Source organism: Cohaesibacter celericrescens, assembly GCF_002866925.1.
Taxonomy (GTDB): Bacteria; Pseudomonadota; Alphaproteobacteria; order Rhizobiales; family Cohaesibacteraceae; genus Cohaesibacter; species Cohaesibacter celericrescens.
The window spans coordinates 293602-315712 of record NZ_PKUQ01000001.1 but is presented as its reverse complement, the minus strand read 5'-3'; the positions used below and the strand labels follow the sequence as shown (position 1 = coordinate 315712).

Below are 22111 nucleotides of genomic sequence, written 5' to 3'. Positions count from 1 at the left end.
GGCCAATTTTTTAGTGGTCATGGCAACGCTTTGGCTTTTGTCAGTCGATAAACCGTCTGGGCTGCAAAGGCAAGCAGGTGCCTTGGTGTGTTTGGTTTTTAGTGCTTTTCTACAAACGAATCGACAACGCGTTTTTGACCTGTTTGGAACTGGATGGTCAGTTTGTTGCCTTCAACAGATTTGACCTCACCATAACCGAATTTGATGTGAAAGACCCGTTCGCCGACTGCATATTTGGCGGGGCCATCTGAAACGCTTTTGGCAACAAGTTCGCCCTCGATCAGGTGAGAGGTGTGGCTGCCATGTGAGGACCCACTTTTTGATCGGTTGGCTTTGTTGGCTTGTGCGCGTTTCCAGCCCGGGGTGTCGTAAGAGCTTTCAAACGGGTCGGATTTATCAAACCGGCTTTTGCCATAGATAGAGCCGCCAACACCGGATGCGCCATAGCCGCCATAGGTGGATTGGGTTTCTTCGATTTCGACATGTTTGTTGGGCAATTCATCCAGAAAGCGCGAGGGAATGGAGTTTTGCCATTTGCCATGAATGAGGCGGTTCTGGGCGACATAAATCTTGGCGCGTTTTTTAGCGCGGGTGATTCCGACATAGGCCAACCGGCGTTCTTCTTCCAGACCCTTGTTGCCGGTTTCATCCAACGCGCGCTGATGGGGAAAGAGACCTTCTTCCCAACCGGGCAAGAAGACGGAGTCAAACTCAAGACCTTTGGCGGAATGAAGGGTCATGATAGAAACTGCTTCGTTGGTCTCGCCGGAATCCCGATCCATGACAAGAGCGATATGTTCCAAAAAGCTGGGCAGAGACTCATATTCTGCAATGGACCGAACAAGCTCTTTCAGATTTTCCAGTTTGCCGGGCGCGTCAGGCGATTTTTCCTTCTGCCACATTTCGGTGTAGCCGGACTCGTCTAGAATGACTTCAGCCAATTCAGAATGTTTCATGGTCGACAGCATCGTGCGCCAATGGTTGAATTGACCAAGCAACCCCTTCAATGAACTGCGTGCACGCGGTTTGAGGTCTTCGGTGCCAACCAGCTCGGCTGCCGCTTCCATCAACGGGATTTCTTGATGCCGCGCCAAAGCGTGAATTTGGCGCACGGTTGCATCACCCAAACCGCGACGCGGTGTGTTGACAATCCGTCCAAAGGCAAGGTCGTCAGCTGACTGCACAACAGCACGGAAATAGGCAAGAGCATCGCGGATCTCGGCGCGCTCATAAAAGCGCGGGCCGCCGATGACGCGATAATTGAGGCCCATGGTGACAAAACGGTCCTCAAACGACCGCATTTGGAAAGACGCACGCACCAGAATGGCGATCTCATTGAGATTGTGGCCATCGCGCTGTTGCGCTTCGATTTGATCACCGATGGTGCGGGCTTCTTCTTCTGAATCCCAGATGGATGTGACTGTAACCTTTTCGGCCTCATCGTCTTCAATCTGATGATGCAGGGTTTTACCCAGGCGGCCTTGGTTGAAGGTGATCAAATGAGACGCCGCGGCCAAAATATGTTCGGTCGAGCGATAGTTGCGCTCTAGGCGGATGACCTTTGCGCCGGGGAAATCTGCTTCAAAGCGCAGGATATTGTCGACTTCGGCGCCGCGCCAGCCATAGATGGATTGGTCATCGTCGCCAACACAGCATATATTGTGGTTGGATTGGGCGAGGAGGCGCAGCCAGAGATATTGCGCTACGTTGGTGTCTTGATACTCGTCCACCAGAATATAGCGGAATTTGTTATGGTAGCTTGAGAGAACATCGGGGTGTTCGCGGAAAAGACGCAGACATTCGAGCAAAAGATCACCAAAGTCGCAGGCATTGAGAATCTTGAGTCGCGCTTGATAGGCGGTGTAAAGGATGAGGCCGCTGCCTTGCGCGAATAAAAAGGCTTCGTCTTGTGGCACTTGCTCCGGCGAAAGGCCGCGGTTTTTCCAGCCATCAATGAACCCGGCAAGCTGGCGCGCAGGCCAGCGTTTTTCATCAAGGCCTTGTGCCTGAATGAGTTGTTTCATCAAGCGGATTTGGTCGTCACTATCGAGAATGGTGAAATTGGACTTGAGGCCAACCAGTTCGGCGTGACGGCGGAGAATTTTAACGCCGATGGAGTGGAAGGTGCCCAGCCATTGCATGCCTTCAACCGACCCACCGATCAGCCGACCAATGCGGTCTTTCATCTCACGCGATGCTTTGTTGGTGAAGGTCACCGACAGAATTTGCCAAGGTGCTGCGCGGCGTGTGGCCAGTATATGACCGATGCGTGTCGTTAGAACCCGTGTTTTTCCTGTGCCTGCACCAGCCAGAACCAACAGGGGACCATCAAGGCTTTCAACGGCTTCTTTTTGTTCCGGATTGAGGCCTTCAAGATAAGGCGTCGGGTGCATGCGTGCTAGTTTGGCCCGAATCCCTTCCTGATCGTCCTCCTGCATTTCATGAGACGGAGGTGCAGAGTTGTTGGCAAAAAGGTCTGGCATGGAGACAATCTGGTCCAAATTAACGGTTCAAGAGGGATGCATTCGGTTCTAATGGTGGCGGGGCCTTGCCGAATCCAGCATTAGAACATTATAGCAACAAATGTGGTTTGTCAGGCGCAAAATATGCCAAACTGTCATCAGCGGTGCTCTTCGACATTGGTGCTGATGAGCTTGTCGTTGAAATAGCGTAACGCTTGGACCTGTTGAGCCCAACCGATGATCCGGCCTTTGTCTTCAGGATCGAGAACCGCGATATCCTCTCCTCCTACAGCGTCAAAGGCTTTGAGAGCCTTTTCCAATGTGTCCATGAGGCGAATGGTTGGTGCGCCTTGAGGCAAAAGCTGTTGCTCTTCTTTGGCATTTTCTGGCAGGGGTTTATAGAATTGGGCGACCTTGACTTCTTTGACAAGAAATTTGTGCGCACCTTCTTGCAGGAAGATGCCGCGCATTTCCAGTTGCCAATGGAAATAGGAGCGGCCATGCAGTGCCAAAGTGATGCCTGTGGCGATGGAGACTGTGAGCAGCAGGGCGATAGACAAGGCATAGCCGCCGGTTAGCTCAAATACAATCATAGTGGTGGATACGGGCGCGCCCAAGACCGCTGCGGCAACCGCGCCCATGCCCAAAATGGCATAGAGGCCGTGGCTTGAAGCCATATCGGGGAAAACTTGTGCAGCGATCAGTCCAAAGGTGCCGCCCGTCATGGCACCGACATAGAGAGAAGGAGAGAAAATCCCGCCGCCAAAACGCGACGCTAGTGTGATCGCGGTGGCTGCCGTTTTGGCAATGATCAGACCAAACAGCATCGCCAGTGGCAATTGTTGGTGCAGGGCTTTGTCGGTTGCTTCATAGCCGACTCCGAGTATTTCGGGATAATAGAGAGCTATGCAACCAATCAGAAAGCCGCCTATCACTGGGCGCAAGGGCAGGGGCATTTTGACGTGTCGAGCGACCCAGTCTGTGCCCATCAAGGTGAACTGGAACAGAACTGCGACAAATGCGCATGTCAGGCCAAGCAGCGCAAAGGCAGGCATTTCCCAGTAGGATGTGATTTGATAGGCGGGAATATCAAAGGCTGCGATGTCGCCAAAGTAAAGGCGTGAGAGCATAGTGCCCATGGCAGAGGCGAGCACAATGGGCACAAATGCCGTCAGGGCATAGTGGCCGAGAATGACTTCATGGGCAAACAAGACCCCTGCGATGGGGGCGTTAAAGGAAGCCGAAACAGCACTGGCGACGCCACAGGCCAGAAGCGTTTTTTTGGACGCCGGTGTGAGAGAAAAAGCCTCGCAAAGCATTTTGGCAAGGCTGGCTCCCAAATGCACAATGGGCCCCTCACGGCCAGCACTGGCACCAGCTCCCAGTGAAATGATGGTCACCGCTGCGCTGTCTAGCCCTTGCCAGAAGCGAAGCCCCTTGCCGCCATGGGCACGGGCCTCGATAACATCGGCCACGGCTTCTGCTCGTTTGATCGGGTGGACATATTCCAGAAACAAACCAACAACCAGTCCACCGATTGTGGGGGCAAGGATAACCACCCATGCAGGTGTGTTTTGCACCGCTGTCAGAATACTTTCGCTATTGGTTCCAAGCCAGAGCCACTGCACCGCACCAATGCCGAGACGAAAGACAATTGCCGCACATGAAACCAACATGCCAATGACAATCGCAAGAAACCACAATTTGGGTTGTTGTGTGGAAAGATAGACACGCCAGTTGGGTTCAATCCAGCTTTTTGACAGTTGCAACGGGTTTAACCAACGCATAAGTCTTGTCTCAGTCCTTCTTGCTGCTGCAACAATTGAATCAGATGGCTCAGTCTGGCGATGGGGGCAGTATAGGCAATGTTGGATAAATCCCAAGCCCTCTTTCAAGGGGATCGTTGAAAATTGCATTGCAGATTTGCTATGCGGCAGTGCGGTAAGCGGTTTTGTTTTCGAAATAATTTTGCTAGGTTCGGTTTTATGCAAGGGCTAAAGAAGAAAGATAAATAATGGTGACCGAACCTCATTTCAGCCGGGTTAGAGATGATGCTGCAACCGCTGCTGTGTGTGATCTGCTTAAGCAGCGTTTTGACGACCGCTTTACGACGGGTGCGTCCTTTAGAGAACAGCATGGCCATACGACCACAAATTTGAAAAATCAGATGCCGGATGGGGTGGTTTTTGTCAAAAACACCCAAGAGGTTTCTGACGTTGTGACGCTGTGCAACGAGCATGACGTGCCAGTGATTGCGTTTGGTACGGGGTCTTCGCTTGAAGGCCATCTCAACGCTCCGTTTGGCGGCATTTCTATTGACTTGTCCCAGATGAATGCGGTGGTTGAAGTGCATCCCGAGGATCTCAATTGTACGGTTGAAGCGGGGGTGACGCGCAAGCAATTGAATGATTATTTGCGCGATACAGGTTTGTTTTTCCCTATTGATCCCGGTGCCGATGCTTCGTTCGGGGGGATGGCTGCGACACGTGCTTCGGGCACCAATGCGGTGCGTTATGGCACCATGAAAGACAATGTGGTTTCGCTGAAGGCTGTTATGCCTGACGGTAAAATCATCACAACGGCGAGCCGTGCCAAAAAAAGCTCTGCTGGTTACGATTTGACCCGTCTGTTGGTTGGATCCGAAGGCACGTTGGGCATTATTACCGAAGTGACGCTGAAGCTGTCGGGCATACCGCAAGCCATTGCTGGCGGAATGTGTGGATTTCCTGATTTGGAAAGTGCTTGCAACGCCACGATCATGACCATTCAGTGCGGGATTCCCATTGCGCGGATTGAATTGCTTGATGTGATGCAAATACGGGCGTGTAATCTCTATTCCAAACTGGATCTGGTCGAGCGACCAACCTTGCTGGTGGAATTCCACGGTACAGAAACGGGTGTGGCGGAACAGATCGAATTATTCGGCGAGATCGTTGCCGATTGCGGCGGATCCGATTTTCAATCCGCGTCTCGTGCTGAAGACCGAACCAAGTTGTGGACGGCGCGCCATGATGCCTATTGGGCATCGCATGAGTTGCGGCCAGGTGCCAAGGGCATTTCGACAGATGCTTGTGTGCCGATTTCCCGACTCGCTGAATGTGTGACGCAAACGCAGCAGGATTTGGAAGACAATGGATTTGTCGCCACAACGGTCGGTCATGTCGGGGATGGCAATTTCCATGTGTTGTTGTTGCTTGACCCCGAAAGTCCCGCTGAGCAAGAAAAAGCAGATGCCTTTTTGTCGCGCCTGGCCCATCGCGCCATTTCAATGGGCGGGACCTGTACAGGTGAACATGGTGTCGGTCAGGGCAAAATGAAGTATATGTTGGAAGAGTTTGGGCCTGCGTTGGCCTATATGGTGGCTATCAAAAAGGCCATTGATCCAAAGAACATCATGAATCCGGGGAAAATGCTACCAAATCTGGGGTAAGGACAACTCCTGATTTGCGGTCAACGGGTTCATTTTGCTAGCGTTTGTTGTGGCTTGATATGGCGTTATGTGTTTGATGCCGTTATGCGAAAGATAAATCCGCGCTGGTCGGATTTTGATGTATGTCCGTTGGCTTGTTGGTTGCTGGTCATGGCCTTAAGGAGACAAGGTTCTGAATAGTCTGTATTTCACCATTGGTGGTACGCTTTTGCTGGCGTTGATCGTGGCGCTGGTTGGGCCGCTTTTTGTCGACTGGACTTCTTATCGCGCAGCATTTGAGCGAGAAGCGACGGTTGTCTTGGGTCAGCCGGTTCGTGTTTTGGGGGCGGCGGATATGCAAATCCTGCCGTTGCCGCACTTGCATTTTGAAAGTGTGCATGTCGGGCCAGACAATGAAGCGCCCATTCTGGTGGTTGATACGTTTGATATGCGCATCGAATTGCTGCCGCTGTTGCAGGGCAAAATTGAAGTGGTCGACATGACATTGCGTTCGCCCATATTGCGGATGCAGCTGGATGAACAAGGGCAATTTGCATGGCGGCAGGACAAGGGCAAGCTTTGGGATATCGATCTGGAGAAAATCAAGCTCAATGATGTGCGCGTTGAAAACGGGCGGATTGCCTTTGACGATAAAAGCACCGGCCGTTCAAAGAACATCACGTCGCTGAATGCGACATTGCAAGCCCGAAGCCTGATCGGACCTTACAAAATCGAGACCTCCTTCCAAATGGATGGAGAACCATATTCCCTGATGCTTTCGACTGGTTCTGCCAGCGAATCCGGCCTTCATCTCAAGAGCTTGTTAACGCCGGTCAACCTGCCCGTCACGCTTGCCATGGATGGCAATGTGAAAGAACAGGAAGATGGTCGTTATCATTATGTCGGCACGACCAGACTAACCAATCAAATCGATGGATTGGAGGAACAGTCTGTTCCTTGGCTGCTCAACGGCGAAAGCGATTTGACCGCATCCTCCTTGGTTCTGCCCAAGTTTGAATTTTCCCACGGTCCTGTTGATCAGGCCTATCGCCTCAATGGGGCGGGGACCATTGATTTTGGCGTCAATCCGCGCTTTGACGTTGTCGTTTCCTCTCGCCAGCTTGATTTGGATCGAGCACTAGGGGAGGGCCCCAATGCGCCAATTGATTTGAAACATGGCATCAGTGTGCTTGCGGATGGTTTGACTAAAATGCCTATTCCACCGATGCCGGGGCGTGTCGGTTTTGATGTGCCCGGTGTCATTCTGGGTGGTGGTATTATTCGCAATCTGCAACTGGACGCCAGTTTGGTGGACAATGGTTGGCAGATTGAAACATTGGAAGCTGATTTGCCGGGGCAAACCCGGTTTGCAATGGCGGGGCTGTTTTCACAGCGCATGGACAGCGTCAATTCCCAGCATGTATTTGAGGGAGAGGCGCGCGTTCGGTCCGATCAACCCTCGGCTTTTGCCAAATGGTGGCTTAAGGATGTGCCCCCAGGCGGGCGCCTTGAACCTTTTGATTTGAGTGGTCAAGTGGTGGTCAAGTCTGATCAGATTTCGATTGCGTCATTGGATCTGGATATAAATGGCGATCGCGCCAGAGGGCAGATAGATTGGTATTTGGGCGATGGCACCGCCGAGAAATCAGGTGCGTTGACCATGCAATTGAAGGCAGATCAGGTCAATCTTGATGTGGTGCAGGGGATCGGGTCTTTGCTATTGGCCAACTCCAGTGGCAAGGCCGCGCCGTTGAGCGATATTAGCCTCGATATTGAAACAGACCGTTTGCTGGCAGGGGACTTTCAAGGCAAAAAAATGGCTGCCAAACTCCGTCTTGCCAATGGTGACATTCGTATTGACCAACTCGTTGTCGACGATTTCGCTGGTGCGTATCTTTCCACGTCAGGCAATTTGCAGAATTTGACAGGAACACCGCGCGGCCGTCTCGAAGGGCAAGTGCGCGCTGATGATCTGAATGGTCTCGCTGATCTTGTTGCACGCTTCCTGCCCGAGCAACCCGTTGCTGACTGGTTTGCCAAAGCGCAAGGGGCTTTGTCTCCTGCAGATGTTACTTTTTCGATCGATGGCGGCACTCAAGGCAGCGGGATTGAAGGAAAGCTCTCTGGCTTATTAGGCGGTGGCGATGTGTCTTTTGGCGGCCATTTGGACGGGTCCTTTGCCAATTGGGCCGATCATGATTTGGCGCTGGATTTGCAAGTGAACAATCCCGATGGCGAAAAGCTGCTTGGCCTTGTCGGGCTGGGGAGCAATGCTATTGCCTTGCCTGCACTTGCTTCTCGGGTTGTTGTTAAAGGGGTGCTTGCAGAAGGCGCGTCATTGGCCCTGTCTCTGCAACCTGAGCAAGGGTCGCTCACGTATGACGGCACGGTGCGTTATAGCGCCAAGGAGGGTGTCGGCACCAAAGGCAAGCTTGCTTTGGACATTGATGATTTGGCTCCCTATTTAATGGCGTCGGGTATCTCGCTAAGCAATCCCGGTCTCGCCTTGCCAGCTAAGCTGATGGCGGATTTGGATCATGCCGATGCCGTGAGCAAGATCAACAACCTTGAAGGTCAGTGGGATGGACAGCCGGTTGTGGGGCAACTGACCTATGAGACAACCATCACAGACAGGCTTTTGAAAGGCCAGTTGGAACTGGGTGATCTGGACGGGATATGGCTTGGTGAAAGTGTGGTTGGTGCGGGCCGCCTTACATCGCTGGATCGCAGTTGGCCCGATACCGCTTTTCTTGCGCCATTGGCAGATGCCGATGCCCATCCGGTCAAGATTGTGCTCGGGGTCAAAGCCCGCAGTTTGGAACTTGCCGCGCCCTATATTTTCCAACAACCAAAGTTTGACCTGATTTGGCGCGATAATGAAGTTGTCGTCAGCAATTTTGACGCCCTTTTGGAAGGGGGCGCAGCTATAGGTGGCTTGCAGCTTGAAAATGTAAATGGGGAAGCTGTTCTGAAGTCGCATCTGCGTGTCACCGATATGGCATTGGCACCCTTTGTTTGGGAACGCGATGGTCGCGCTGTTGCCAATGGGCAGATGGATGTCAATTTTAATGTCGAGACACAGGGGCGGTCTTTGGCGGGGCTTGTATCGGGATTGTCTGGCAATGGCACATTCACGCTTACAGACGGGGTGTTGAATTACATCAATCCGCAGGCTTTTGAGCTGGTGGTGCGGGCCGTAGATAAAGGCTTGGAGCTGAAAAACGATGATATAGCCAAGGCATTCACGGCGCATATGGATGCAGGTTCAACGCGGGTATCCAATCTTGCGGGTGCCTTTCGCATTGCGGGGGGGGCCCTGCGTGCAAACAACATTCAGGCCGATGCGGACATACTGCAATCCCGTGGCAATCTGATGATTGATTTATCGGCTCAGACGATCAATGGCGATTGGTCCATCAAGGTTGAGCCCAATGAGGAGGATGCCGTGACAGGTGCCCAGCCTGAAGTTGGTTTGGTCTTCTCTGGGGATCTTGATGCGCCAAGTCGTGTTGTCGATGTTGCGCCCTTTACCGGCTATCTCAGCATTCGGGCCTTTGAACGCGAGGTTGATCGCGTCGAGCGGTTGCAAGCGGATATTTTGGAAAAAGAACGAATGCGCCGCCTATTGCGTCTGTATCGTGAGCAGGCAAAACACCGTCAAGAGGCTGCTTTGGCCGCTGAACAAGCGGTTGAAACTGCGAAACAAGAAGCACTCCGTCTCGAAGCACAACGCAAGGCCGAGGCCGCTGCCAAGCGGAAACAATTGCAAGAGTTGTTGGCAAAGCAAAAAGCTGAACAAGCCCGCATAGCGGAAGCGGCACAAAAGGCGGCTCTTGAAAAAGCGCGTCTGGATGAAGAAGCGGCCCGCAAAGCTGACGCCGCACGTCAAGCTGACGCTGAACGCAAGGCCGCCGAAGAAAGGGCCCGACGCGAAGCCCAAGCAGCGCTGCGCGCAGAGAATGAACGAAAAGCCGAATTGGAATTCAAAGCCGCTCAAGCGCGCAAAATTGCGATAGAAAAGGCTCGTTTGGCAACCGAAGCGCAACGTAAGGCTGACCAAGAGGCAGTCCGCGTGGAGGCTGCGCGCGCTGAAGCTGAACGATTGGCTGCCGAGGCGCAAAGAGCCGAGCGGGATGCTCAGCGCATTCAGCAACAATCACAATCGGATGATGGCAATGGGCGGGTGCAAAATGGCATCGAAATCCGGCCGCTTCAAGAGCTTAAGCCCGATGCTGATGGTGCAACTCTTTTGGGCATTGATGGGCTTTTGGGCGATGCGGCTCAAGACCCTATCCTGATACAACCGCGGGTGTTGCCTGAAGCTCTGTTTACGTTGCCACAGATTAGAACCGTTCGCCCAACGCAGCAGGAGACAACGAGCCCAGAACAGAACCGCGTTGATCCTTCGGTTCATAATGATTTGATTGAAGAATTGCTCAATTCTCCCGACAGGATCATTCAGTTGGATTAGTGGGTTCTGTCAGATCCGTGTTGTCAGGGATCTGAGCCTTGTAATGATCGAGTACGGAAATGCGAATGGCTGATGAGAGGTTGTTTGCACCGCGATCACGGTCGATTTGGCGGATGATGTCAGCCAGTGATTTATTGCGGCTGGCCGCCAGCGATTTCAGTCCGGTCCAGAACTCGTCTTCCAAAGAAATGGATGTGCGATGGCCTGCGATAGTGACTGAGTGCTTTTTCATGAGGGTGCCAGATTAGCTGCCGTCGCTGTCTGCGGGGGCTGTCGTCAGTTTGTGACCGTCCAAATGCCGATTGAGTTTATCGGATTCTGAGTTTTGTTTGGCCTTCTCCGCCTTGGTGCGGCCAAATTTGGCACGATTGGACTCGGCTCGTTGTTCTTTTTCAACGCGAGCCTTGCTTTTGCGTGCTTGGCGGAGATTGATAATGCTGGCCATTGCTTCTAACAGGTGCCTTTGGCGGGATGATCCCTGAAAAATGTCTATTTCTTGCGAAAAGCATCCAATGACACCACTTCAGCGCCATCTGACTTATCATCCTCTTCTTTTGAGGTCGATGTGTCTGATGCGGTCTGGGCTTCTTCGGCAGATTCTGCTGTTGTGCCTTCGTCCCGCTCCGACGTGGGCGCCATTACGGTGATGATTGCCTCGGATCCTTCATCTGTTTCAAGATCAAGGCTCTCCAACTCATCTTCGACGTCTGTTTCAACTTCGAACTGCAATGAAAAATGGACGCTGGGATCAATGAATGTGATGATTGCGGAATAAGGGATATAAAGTTTTTCCGGGATGCCATCAAAGGAGAGGCCGATTTCAATGGCCTGCTCGTGGGCTGTCATGTCCCAAAACTGATGCTGCAATACGATGGTCATGTCTTCTGGGTATTTTGCCAAAAGCCGCGGCGAAATGCGTACGCCAGTTCCATGGGTGTTAAAGGTGATATAAAAGTGGTGTTCGCCGGGAAGGCCGGTGCGTGACACTTCGGTCAAAACCGTTTTCACCACACCTCGCAAAGCGTCTTGTGCAAGGATATCATAGCGGATCAGGTCTTCACTCATGGGGCCTCCGAATTCTGGAAGATTTGCCGTTCTATTGTCAGTGGCTGCTGCTCAAAGTCAAGCGAGGCAGGCGCTCAATACCTATTCCAGCGGCAGATATCAACCATTGTCAAAGGATTGTCGAAATTAAGTGAAGGCTTCTGTTGCCAGGTGCCTCCGAACCCCGCCTAACCGAGCAAACCGGTTAGGGCTTAAGTGGCTTGTCGCACTGCTTAAGCAGCAGCGAGACGTGAGCCTGCATAGTTGTCATTTGCAACTAAAATATAGCCCGATAACGGCGGTACAATGCCGAGCAAAAACACGATCTTTACACCCTCGTCGATCCTATTTCGCCCCCAGCAAAAACACCGCTTTCTGACGTTGCATTCGCAACGGTGCTTGTGGTGGAGGCGCCGGGTACCGCCCCCGGGTCCGATAGGCTTATTACAAAGGCCATTTATTGCCATAGTCACCGAAGTGACAAATTGAATATAGGGACTAGTCGGTGGGATTAAAAGAGGGAATGATAGCGAAGGCACGGAATTATGCCGCGCTGTGAATGGATTGCAGAATCAGCTATCAGAACACAAAATATGGCATGACGGTTGGGGCATAGACGCAAGGATATCCGGATTTGTTGCAATATAGCCTGATTATGAGGCAGTCAATGGAGACTGCACCGCTACTGGATCTGTGTTTGGCATTTTGCAGAACTGGTCGAGCCGTATTGGCAGCGTAAACAATTCATTCGTAGAATGTTTCTATGAAAACGGTTCAAATTACACATACTCTCTGCCAATTTATTTAGGTAGAGTCAGGGGCGCTCAATGAAGACTTATTTAGACTTGCTTTCAGACGTGATGGAAAGCGGAGTTGATAAAGGCGACCGTACTGGGACAGGGACGCGTTCGGTGTTCGGGCGGCAGGTTCGGTATGATCTGACCGAGGGGTTTCCGCTGTTGACGACCAAAAAGCTCCATTTTAAATCGATTGCTATCGAGTTGTTGTGGTTCTTGCGTGGCGATACCAATACCAAGTTTCTCAAAGAGAATGGTGTCAGCATTTGGGATGAATGGGCTCTTGAAGATGGAGAATTGGGTCCCGTTTATGGAGCGCAATGGCGTGCTTGGCAGGGACCTGATGGTAAATCCTATGATCAAGTGCAAGCGCTTATGGATGGTTTGAAAAACAATCCGAACTCACGCCGTCATATCATTAGCGGCTGGAATGTTTCTGCTCTGCCCGATGAAACAATGACGCCGCAGGAAAATGCTGCAGCCGGTAGAATGGCGCTTCCGCCTTGCCACGCTTTCTATCAGTTTTATGTGGGCGGTGGGCGGTTAAGTGCATCCCTTTATATTCGAAGCAACGATTTGTTTTTGGGCAATCCGTATAACACTGCCAGCCTTGGGTTGCTTACCCATATGCTGGCTCAGCAATGTGACTTGGATGTTGGTGAGATTGTTATTAGCATCGGTGATGCCCACATCTATTCCAATCATTTTGAACAAGTGAAAATGCAGCTCACACGCGAGGTGCGCTCATTGCCGCAATTGAAAATCAAGCGCCGACCCGACTCGATTTTCGAGTATGGTTTTGATGATTTCGAGATTGTTGGATATGATCCGCATCCCCATATCCGTGCACCTATTGCGGTATAGGGTATGTGGCATGACGGACTTTGTTGCTGCATCCTGAGGATCTAGCGGGTGCTGCTTACGACGATCCAACAATCTTGGTATCCTATCAAAAGCCGTGTTCGATCCGGTCATAAACCACCTCGGTGAAGCTGGCAATTTGGGAACCGATAAAGGTACCACTGGCGATCAGTGTTAAAAAAATCACGAGGATCTTGGGAATAAAGGTCAGCGTCATTTCCTGAACCTGAGTCAGTGCTTGGAACAGGGCAATCGCAACGCCGACGACCATGGCTGCGCCAACCGCAGGGCCAGAGCTGACTATGATCGTCCAGAATGCTGCTCGAACCAAATCGAGTGCGTCCATTTCATTCATCAGGAGATTGTCACTCCGGGACCTATAAGAACGTCTGTACCATCTTGCAGCTTTGCCACAACACCATCGGAATAAATGCCGACGGATTCGATTTGTCCCGAAATATTATTGGTGGTGGTGATTGTTTTACCAATCAGGCTCGCCGACTGATTGACGTAAAGTTGGGAAAGCACCGCATCCAGCTTATTATTGGTCTGAATATTTTGCTCGACGTTGGAGAAAGACGCGAGTTGCCCCATCTGCTCGCCCATGTCGGTTGGTTCCGTTGGATCCTGATTCTTCATTTGCGTCACCATTAATTGCAGAAATGAATCATAATCCATGGTTTGGGTTTGCATGGCTGATGAGGTTGAACTCGATGTCGTATCAACAGAACTCGACGGGGTGACGGTAGAGACGCTCATTGTGGGAAATCCTCTGAATTTGCTGTGGATCGGAAGATGTTTCAGTTCGGATCGGAGGGTTAGAGATAATTGGCCGCGGCCGCTGCTTTTTGGGGTTGCACCAGTGATTCCGTCGTGTGAAGCGCGGAGCCATCCAGAATGCTGGCTTCCAGGGGGTAGAGCGCACGGATTTTTTTCATGGCTTCGTAGGTGCTGCCAGCATTCACCATGTCGACAACTTCCTGTACACCAGCGCAGAGGCGATAGTGCTTCAGGGTCTGGGCCAGACTGCGGGAGAAATGCATAAATGTCGCATGCGCGTCATCTGTGTTGCTGGGGGACGTCAGCAACATCTGTGCGACAAAATAAAGCTGGCGTAGAGGAGTGGTTGTTTCGCTGATCTGCATGATCTGGCTTTCGAGCAGAAACTCGACATTGTTTAACAACTCAACCGTGGTTTTCTTTGGAAACCTGATCACAGCGCCGTTGACATAGAAACGCTCGCCAGATTTGAAGGTCAATTGCAACGGTTTCATTGGTTCAATCCATCCCTTATGGTTGTGTTGATGTCGATTAGGCCGTCAATCTCGGCTGTTTCCGCCTCGCGCAAACGCCCCACTTGCTTAATGACAAAAATGCCTATGGAAATGAGGTCTGCGCGCAATTGCGCAGGCAGGTCATTGTCACTGTTGCTCAGGTCTTCTAGCAGGAAGCTCCAGACCATCATCGTATTATGCAGAGCCTGTTTCCCTTCAGAGGATACAAGCCCGTGCTCTTTTGCTGTCTTTAATGCCGTGACCACTTGATCCAAAGCAGACCATTCGTGGTTGCGATTGAACTCGCACGACAGTGCCGTGCTTTCCGCGTAATAGGTGTTATACATTGTGACCCTTGCTACAAAGGAGTTAGCCAAAGACATGCCGTTGGACCACCGGTCAAACGGGGTGTTTAAAGATAGTTCAACAAGCTCATTCCCTGCATCCGGCTGGTGACGGCATAGGTCACCTCTAGCTGGGTTACAGCGTTTGAAAGCAGGACGGAAACTTCTGTTGTGTTCACATTCTCCAACGCCAGAATGCGCTCGTTGATAAGATCGGTTTGCAGGGACAACTTGTCTGATGCCCGTGCCACGCGTGCCTGCGCATTGCCGACCTGCCCTATGCTGGAGTTGAGCTCACCAATAGCCTCTCCGAGCATAGAAACGGCCTTGTTGAGCACCACATCAAAGGTGTTCTGTGTCATATTTTCACCGCCAAGATCGGCGACCATGGTAAAGGCCATAGCAAGTTTGCGCATGGGATCAATATTGGCACTGATGGACGTCTCGATGGTTTCGGACGTTGAAATCCGGTTGACCATTTCCTGATCTGTGGCTGTTGACCAATTGGCATTCCAGTTGCCCGGACTGTCAAATTCATTGGCAAATGCGCCATCCAGATAGCTTTGCATTTGCGCCGCCGTCACGCTGTTCAGTCCTGCATTGTTTTGTGCCATGCCGAACTCGGCCATAAAGGTGGTGTCAACTGCTGTTTTGTTGGCTGAACCCGTGGCGTAATAGTCGGTAATCGGTGTTTCTCCGACATTGATTCCAGCAAAAAGATAGGTGCCGCTGAAGGAGGTGTTCAATGTCGCGACAAGCTGTTCGAGATTGTTTTTTGCTTCGGCGATGGTTACTTCACGACCTGTTTCGCTACCAATGCTGGATACGAGTGTTGCCAGCATTGTTTGCGCGCTGTCGCGTACATTCAGCATGCCGGTCTCGGTGACATCCAAGCGGCTTTTAACCAGCCCATTGGTGTCAACAATGGTGTTGAGGTTTTCGAACTCGCTGCGCATGGAAATGGCTTCGCCGGTTCCTATGCCGAGATCGAGGCCGACATCATATTTTCGCCCCGAGGAAACTTCTGTTTGCAGTTTGGCCAACGCCACACTCTGCTCCATAATGGAGCCACGCGAGGCGGAGGTCAGGGACAATGTAGATATAAAACCGGTTTTCATGACTTACCCCGCGATTTGAAGAAGTTGATCAAGCATTTGATTGATCGTGGTGATGAGTTTGGCGGTCGCTGCATAACTCCGCTCTATTTCCAGCATCGACTGCATCTCGTCATCAATATTGACGCCCGTGATATTGGAAAGGGATTCGGCCGTCCGCGTGACAACCACAGTGTGTTGTTCATTGATGGTGGTGGCCTGTTTGCGTTCTCCTTCGAGCCAGCTGGCCGAAGAGGAAGCAAAAGCGGTGAGTGAATTGCTGGTGTCCACCTGCGTTGCAGGATCAAAGGTCATCGGCGTATCGACATTGGTGATCAGGTCTTGCAGGCGTGTCACATAGCCGGCTTCACCGCCCGTGTTATAGACATAATCGCTGTCAAACGGTTCGGATATGCCACCGTCGCGCAGGCGATTGATATCGCCCCCTTGATCGGGGTCAACGGAGGCGGCAATGGAAATGGACCCTGCCAGACCTGTAACCAACGTACCTGAAGCGGGAACCGTAGGGGAGCCGGAGTAAGTGAACAGACCTGTGCGGTCCGGATTGGTGCCGACCTGATCTGATTCTGAAAAGGCAGTAATCAGGCCGCGGGCTATTTCATCAAGCTGGTTTTGATAGGTTACCGTTACCTCGTCACGGATCTGCATCAGGCCGACAATCTTGCCTTCTTTCAGCTCCATGTTGGCTCCGGGACCAGAAACTCTGACGCCGTCTACAATCAATGCGTTGCCGGTGGTTCCTGCGACATAGCTGTTGGTCGCTTCAAAATTGACCGATCGGGGTGTTGTTTCAAACAGCATGACGCCGCTGTCGGTGGTTACCACAAGGTCGTTGTTGGCACGTGTCTCTGTCCTGATACCCATGAATTCGGACAGTTGCAGAACGATTTGATCCCGTTCATCGAGGGCATCCGTAATGTCCGTGCCTGCTTGCGTGCCGCGGATCACCTCCTTATTGACGTCTTCCAGATTGGATAGCAGGGAATTGATTGAATTGACCGAGTCTGCAATCAAGGCATCGGCCCGCTCTCTCTCGGTCTGTACAGCACTGGTTGCTGTGTTCAGTGTGTTGACCAGATCCTGTGCTCCCGTCAAAACAGCACCGGCAAGAACCGTATTCTGTGGCTCAGCACTATATTGCTGCAAAGCATTGGCAAAGCGGCCCAAGGTTGCGCTAGGGGATCGGGATTCCTGGGGATCGCCAATTGTTTGTGAAAGGCGGGTTACGCCATCAAGAAAGATCTCACTGGTCATGCCCGCTGATGTGGAGCTGATCAAATTGCTGAACAAAGCACTATCGGTGGCTCGATCAATGGCGCTGACATAAACACCACCACTTTGACCATCCTCTGAGCGCAGGGAAGAGATAAGAGCTGTCTTGCGACTGTATCCTTCCTCCGTCGCACTGGTGATATTCTTTGACAGAATTGCGGTTTCTCGCTGACGGGTCGTTAAGGCAGATTGAGCGACCTGCAGGGCAACTGAAAGACTCATGACACGAACCTGTATAAATGGAAGGCGGCTACGCGAGCGACAAAAGGGAAGGGTCGCGTAGCCTCGTTAACCGGAGCTATCTGGAGAGGTTGACCACTTCGGTCAGCAAATCAGATCCGGTCTGAAAAACTTTGGAGTTGGCTGAAAAGGACCGCTGTGCAACCACCATATTGGTCAATTCGGTTGCCAAATCGACGTTGGAGTTTTCAATGGCCATGGAGCGCATCGTGCCTAGTCCGTTTTCTCCGGCAAAGCCAACGACCACATCGCCACTGTCGCTAGAGGTGCGGAACACTTCACCACCCATAGGATCGAGATTGTCCGGGCTGGCGACGTTCGCCAGAGGGATTTTGAAGCGTGCCTCGCGGTTGCCATTCTCATAAACCGCATAAAGCGTTCCATCACTATCGATGGATATGCTTTCGACGGCTTGCGGCGGATTGCCGTTCATTTCAGGATTCACGCTGCCGAACTCTTTGGCCAGCTGGGTCATTTCCGAGAGTGAAAAATTTACACCGGTTTGCCCATCGGGAATGTCAAACAGCACAAAATCGGTGCCAGTGATATCTCCCGTGGTATTGTCAAAGGTCAGGTCTGTCGTGCTTAGCGGGTTGGTGTAAGGGGTGCCAAGGGGGCTTGTCGGAGCCGCAGCGTAGGGGAACCCACCGGTTGCCGGATCTGCATCAGCTTGATTGAATACGGATACTTCCCAGACAGAGCTGGCCGGAGAAGCACTCTTTTTGGTAAAGTAAATATCGACGGTTACTTCGTTACCTAGGTTGTCATAGGTGACCATTGATGTTTTGGCTGTAAAATCAGAGCCCGCAACGTTATCACTTGGCCATGAGCCGGCCAAAACTGCCGTTGCATTTGATGGCAGGTTTCCGCCCATTGAGCCTGCGGTTGTCGGGTCGGCATCTAGCTGCATCTGGGCGACATTAACAGTGGTCATACCGGCCATGGAGTTGGCGACAACAGCGGGTACCCCGCCCGTTCCCAAATCATAACCTTGTAAATAATAACCAGCTGTATTGATTAGATCGCCGGTGTCATCAGCAACAAAACGTCCTGCACGCGTCAAAGCTGGTGTTCCATCGCTATCAGCAACCACAAAGAAGCCATTGCCTTCAATCGCTAGGTCCGTGACACTGGTGGTGAAATCAAGGTTGCCTGCTGTTGAAATCGCGTAACGGGAGCGGGCTTCAACGGCACCCGAATTATAAGTGCCTGACCCCGAAGGCATTGTGATGGAGCTGAATTCGGTCTCCACACGTTTGTATCCAACGGTTGCCGAGTTGATAATATTGTCTGAGACCGCACTTAATTTGCTGGACTGGGCAGACATGCCTGAAACGCTTGAACGCATAACGCCGTATAGGCTCATGATTGCTCTCCTGTCGAATGTAGGGCCCACTCTCCTGATAACAGCGAGCAGAACGCCACCAAGTCCAAAACGGACTGTGAGATGATTACAAACAGAAGATAGACGTGCAGTCTTGCGCGAAACTGATCTCAAAAATTATAGCCATTGATTGAGCTGATTTGGTCGGACAGATGGGGCGGTGGGGGAAGGTGAGGTGAGGTGAGGTGAGGTGAGGTGGGGGGAGTTAACGGTCGGAAACGCCGCCAATATTACTTGCAAAATGTGCGGGATGAATTGGTCCATTTGCCAAAACCGCTTGCAACAAGATTGCCGATGACCGCACAGACATAGCGTTTTTGAGCAGGATTGTTGTTGGGGCCTGCGTGATAGCGAGCCACAGCCATCGTCCAACTGCCTTGCCGATGTTTCAACCGTTTGAGGAATTTGGCGGCGTACATAACGTTGGACTTAGGATCAAACATCTGATCCAGCGAGGAAAATTCTTTGGCATGATAATGGTGATTGATCTGCATACAGCCGATATCTATCAGCTTTTTACCGTTCTTTTGTGCACTATGAAAATGCTTGAGGGCATCCGATTTCGAGGTGGCGAATATAGATTTCCCTGCCACATTCAGGGCATAGGGATGGAGTTTTTTGCCGCGGCCGGTTTCTGTCAATCCGACCGCATACAAGATCCCCAAAGGTACGCTCTCTGCTTGGGAGGCGGCGCGCATTTCCCGTTCGCAAACAGGGTCAAAGGCAGCCTGTCCGGCACAGGCTAGGCTGCTTGTCAGGGCAGCTGAGCTAAAGAGTAATGCCCCTAGACAACGTTCTGTGCGCTTCATGACTTTCCTCATCAGATCCATTTGCAGAGGGATGATCAGACATCAGATTGATGTCGTCTGATTGGCCCGTTGCCTGACCATCGTCTTCATTGCCGCCTTCGCCGGAGTGAGCCTGGTCCCCTGTGCTGAAGCTCGCACCATCTTCCTGCGCGGAGTTTTGACTTTGAGATGAATTGGCGGTCGAGGGGGGGGCGATTTGGCTGCCACTTTTGTCGTCGATGGCGACAATTGAGATGTGATCGGCGCGGTATCCCGCTTTTTGCAGCAGTTGATCCAATGCTTGTTTGTTGCCTTCTAAAATCTTGGCAGTCGCAGCGTTTGATGCTTCCACTCGCACATCAACAGATGTGTCATTGAGCCGGATCGAAAGGCGCACTTTGCCCAGATCTGCAGGATGCAGTTGAATATCGAGAACCCGCAGGGCCTCACTGCCGTTATTGATGCGGAAACTGCCGGTGTCAGGGCGGGGAGCGGTGGCTGTTGTTTGTGGTGTGCTTCCCTGTTGCCCAAAAACCGAAGGCGACAGCTCCTTACCGATCGCTGTACCAACCTGTTGGATGATTGTTCCCGTTGCAGCTATGGTATTGGTCTCCAACGTTGCTGTCGGGGCAAAGTGGGTTTCTTGCCGTATAATAGAAAAACCGTCTTTCATGGCCCTTTGTGTCGGGGTTAAAATCGTCTCTTTGACAATGGGGACGATTTTGTCGAAAGCAGATGCAGGGCGAACGTCAACAGCATAAGCATCAAACAGGCCTGCCGCAGCGTTTGCCATCTGGCTACCCTTAGCGTGCGTTGAAGCATGGTTCTGTGACTGAAGCAAAGGAGAGGATTCCTTTTGCATTCCCTCATTGGCCAAGGAAGCTGTCTCTACCGCAATTTTTTCGGGTGCAACTGCGCTCAAAAGACGCGCGAAAGCAGATTCTGATCCGGTCTGCTCACTCGTGGTAGGCTTGCTGTCCTGGGCGGGCGTGGAACCGTCGCTTTGGAGGTCAATAGCATCAGAAGTGGCAGTCTCACCCTTCTGGGTAGACTTTGACTTCTGTGCATCGATGCCTTCAAAGACTTTGTCAAAATCGGTCTTTTGCTCATCGGTCTCGGTCAGGCTCGTCTCTTTTGAGACAGTCGCTCCGTCCTGTTGCTCCACGCAGCCCTTGAAGGGATGTTGTCCCCGCTGATCGCCTTTTTTACCGATCCCCTGTCCAGAAGATTGATCTTTGGAGCCAATCGGTGATGGCGTTGTGCTTTGCTTCATCGTGCCCAGAGTTTGAATGGCTTGATCCGTCATCGTGCCCCCCCCTGCATCGGTTTGTCAGCAAAAGTCAAAAGCTGGTCCGATGCTTCAAGTTCCAGATGTGCTTCCGAAATTGTCCCTTCATCCCAATCTTCATTTTCCGGTTTTACCAGTGCTTTGTGCGATATAAAGCTTCGGGAATCCGGCCCAGATTGGGGCCAATGGCGGATATTATTCAGGGTTTCTGACACCTGTTCCGCTAGGGCCTGATCTCGTTGGGTCAACAGGTCTCGTTTGACGGCCCAAAGATGCTTTAGCGCAATATCCAATCTGTCTGCCTTGAGTATAGAGCCTGCAAGATAAAGACGTGCGCGGGATCGGTCTGGGGTGTTGTCCATACTTAAAGGCAAGGCCGAACGGGCTGCTTTTTGCGTCAAATCCAAATTGCCTTCCACCAAGCTCGAGTAGGCAAGTAAAAGATAAAATTCGCGGCGGGTGTCCATATCAAATTCAGTGATGGCCCCATCGAGATAATCGAACGTTTCTTCCGACCTGTTGTCACTGAAATGACGCATGGCGAGACCAAAACGACGTCGAAAATCTTCGTTATAAATGGAACTGCGATAATGCCGGATATATTGCAAGGCGTAGGTTTGGAATAAATCCGGTTGGTTCAGAGCAGCAGCGATGGAGACCCCACGGCGCAGGGCTGCTTCCTCGATCAGGGAGCCCGGCATCAGCAGACGGGCTTTGTCTATGGCGACCAAGGCATTCTTTAAATCATGGGGCAGATATAGAACCGCTTGCACCAAGGCGATCTGACCGCCCAAGCTTGGCTCAAGATCCAGTGGTTCGAAAGAGGTCAAATTTGCGTAAGCATCCTCTTTACGGCCCTCTATATAGTCGAGTGCTCCTTGCATCATCGTCATGTCTGCTTCCACGGGTAGCCCAAGAGAGAGCAGATGATGACCGACAGAAGGATGGCCTCCAGACAACAGCAGCAACACCGCTGCTCGTATGTTGCGATGATCGCTCCAATAAACAGGATCGAGGCTTTTAAAATATTCATTCATGCGGCCGAGCAGTCGACGCTGCGCTTTCAAAGCATGAGTGGATCCTTTTGCTGTCTGGCTTTGCAGACCCTGAAGAATACGAATTTGCATAAAGGGTTTCTTTTCTTTATTGGAATCCGGCTTCAGAATCCGGTCTAGCTCTGGGGTGGAATATGGTGAATTGGCCAAATCGACAGCTTCTGCCTGATCAGCATGTTTGGCCGGAACCACTGCGGCGCCCCCCACTACCCGGATTGGGCTTGGTTTTGGCGGTGGGACTGATGCCGCCTCTTGCGCCAGGGTGACTGTTGTCATTTGGGGCACCCCGAGACAGGTGGCAAGGCAG

At 51.8% G+C, this 22111-nt stretch carries 18 protein-coding genes and 1 other RNA gene; 3 read left to right on the top strand and 16 right to left on the bottom strand.

Annotated features, from left to right (window positions below):
* Positions 1-98: 98 nt before the first annotated feature.
* Entirely contained in the window at positions 99-2438 is a 2340-nt protein-coding gene (locus C0081_RS01500; RefSeq protein WP_245417840.1) for an ATP-dependent helicase, read from the bottom strand.
* Positions 2439-2620: 182 nt separating this feature from the next.
* Positions 2621-4249: a chloride channel protein gene (locus C0081_RS01495; protein ID WP_101532023.1), complete on the bottom strand. Its 1629-nt coding sequence runs from the start codon at positions 4247-4249 to the stop codon at positions 2621-2623.
* A 227-nt stretch (positions 4250-4476) separates the two neighbouring features.
* Between C0081_RS01495 and C0081_RS01490 the strand changes: the two genes are divergently transcribed.
* Positions 4477-5892 (top strand): FAD-binding oxidoreductase, encoded by a 1416-nt coding sequence (locus C0081_RS01490; RefSeq protein WP_101532022.1) that lies wholly within the window; start codon positions 4477-4479, stop codon positions 5890-5892.
* A 208-nt stretch (positions 5893-6100) separates the two neighbouring features.
* Complete coding sequence (locus C0081_RS01485; RefSeq protein WP_101532021.1) at positions 6101-10342, top strand: AsmA family protein; 4242 nt, start codon at positions 6101-6103, stop codon at positions 10340-10342.
* Here the strand turns inward: C0081_RS01485 and C0081_RS01480 are convergent.
* From C0081_RS01480 to ssrA, 4 genes are all read right to left on the bottom strand, one after another.
* A complete protein-coding gene (locus C0081_RS01480) occupies positions 10326-10574 on the bottom strand; it encodes a ribbon-helix-helix domain-containing protein (protein ID WP_101532020.1) in 249 nt (82 codons plus the stop codon). The genes C0081_RS01485 and C0081_RS01480 overlap by 17 nt on opposite strands.
* Before the next feature lie 12 nt (positions 10575-10586).
* Positions 10587-10787, bottom strand: a complete 201-nt coding sequence (locus C0081_RS01475) for a DUF4169 family protein (protein ID WP_101532019.1) — start codon at positions 10785-10787, stop codon at positions 10587-10589.
* Between the two features lie 44 nt (positions 10788-10831).
* Complete coding sequence (locus C0081_RS01470) at positions 10832-11407, bottom strand: SspB family protein (RefSeq protein WP_101532018.1); 576 nt, start codon at positions 11405-11407, stop codon at positions 10832-10834.
* 129 nt (positions 11408-11536) lie between these two features.
* Positions 11537-11907: a transfer-messenger RNA gene (gene ssrA, locus C0081_RS01465) on the bottom strand.
* Between the two features lie 306 nt (positions 11908-12213).
* Between ssrA and C0081_RS01460 the strand changes: the two genes are divergently transcribed.
* A complete protein-coding gene (locus tag C0081_RS01460; protein WP_101532017.1) occupies positions 12214-13047 on the top strand; it encodes a thymidylate synthase in 834 nt (277 codons plus the stop codon).
* Between the two features lie 85 nt (positions 13048-13132).
* Here C0081_RS01460 and fliQ read toward each other — a convergent pair whose 3' ends face one another.
* The 10 genes from fliQ to C0081_RS01410 all read right to left on the bottom strand — a co-directional run bounded on the left by fliQ (position 13133) and on the right by C0081_RS01410 (position 22080).
* Entirely contained in the window at positions 13133-13399 is a 267-nt protein-coding gene (gene fliQ, locus C0081_RS01455) for a flagellar biosynthesis protein FliQ (RefSeq protein WP_101532016.1), read from the bottom strand.
* Complete coding sequence (flgD, locus tag C0081_RS01450; RefSeq protein ID WP_101532015.1) at positions 13399-13803, bottom strand: flagellar hook assembly protein FlgD; 405 nt, start codon at positions 13801-13803, stop codon at positions 13399-13401. The genes fliQ and flgD overlap by 1 nt, the downstream gene beginning before the upstream one ends.
* Positions 13804-13862: 59 nt before the next feature.
* Positions 13863-14318 (bottom strand): flagellar biosynthesis repressor FlbT, encoded by a 456-nt coding sequence (flbT, locus tag C0081_RS01445; RefSeq protein WP_101532014.1) that lies wholly within the window; start codon positions 14316-14318, stop codon positions 13863-13865.
* Entirely contained in the window at positions 14315-14665 is a 351-nt protein-coding gene (flaF, locus tag C0081_RS01440) for a flagellar biosynthesis regulator FlaF (protein WP_180966702.1), read from the bottom strand. Before flaF ends, flbT begins: the two co-directional genes overlap by 4 nt.
* Positions 14666-14730: 65 nt before the next feature.
* Positions 14731-15780 (bottom strand): flagellar hook-associated family protein, encoded by a 1050-nt coding sequence (locus tag C0081_RS01435; RefSeq protein WP_101532012.1) that lies wholly within the window; start codon positions 15778-15780, stop codon positions 14731-14733.
* A 3-nt stretch (positions 15781-15783) separates the two neighbouring features.
* Entirely contained in the window at positions 15784-17271 is a 1488-nt protein-coding gene (flgK, locus tag C0081_RS01430) for a flagellar hook-associated protein FlgK (RefSeq protein WP_101532011.1), read from the bottom strand.
* Between the two features lie 76 nt (positions 17272-17347).
* Positions 17348-18655, bottom strand: a complete 1308-nt coding sequence (locus C0081_RS01425) for a flagellar hook protein FlgE (RefSeq protein WP_101532010.1) — start codon at positions 18653-18655, stop codon at positions 17348-17350.
* A gap of 248 nt (positions 18656-18903) precedes the next feature.
* Positions 18904-19371, bottom strand: coding sequence for a transglycosylase SLT domain-containing protein (locus C0081_RS01420; RefSeq protein WP_101532009.1), 468 nt, complete (start codon positions 19369-19371; stop codon positions 18904-18906).
* A 70-nt stretch (positions 19372-19441) separates the two neighbouring features.
* Entirely contained in the window at positions 19442-20767 is a 1326-nt protein-coding gene (locus C0081_RS01415; protein ID WP_101532008.1) for a flagellar hook-length control protein FliK, read from the bottom strand.
* Complete coding sequence (locus C0081_RS01410) at positions 20764-22080, bottom strand: chemotaxis protein (RefSeq protein ID WP_180966700.1); 1317 nt, start codon at positions 22078-22080, stop codon at positions 20764-20766. Before C0081_RS01410 ends, C0081_RS01415 begins: the two co-directional genes overlap by 4 nt.
* Between the last annotated feature and the right edge of the window lie 31 nt (positions 22081-22111).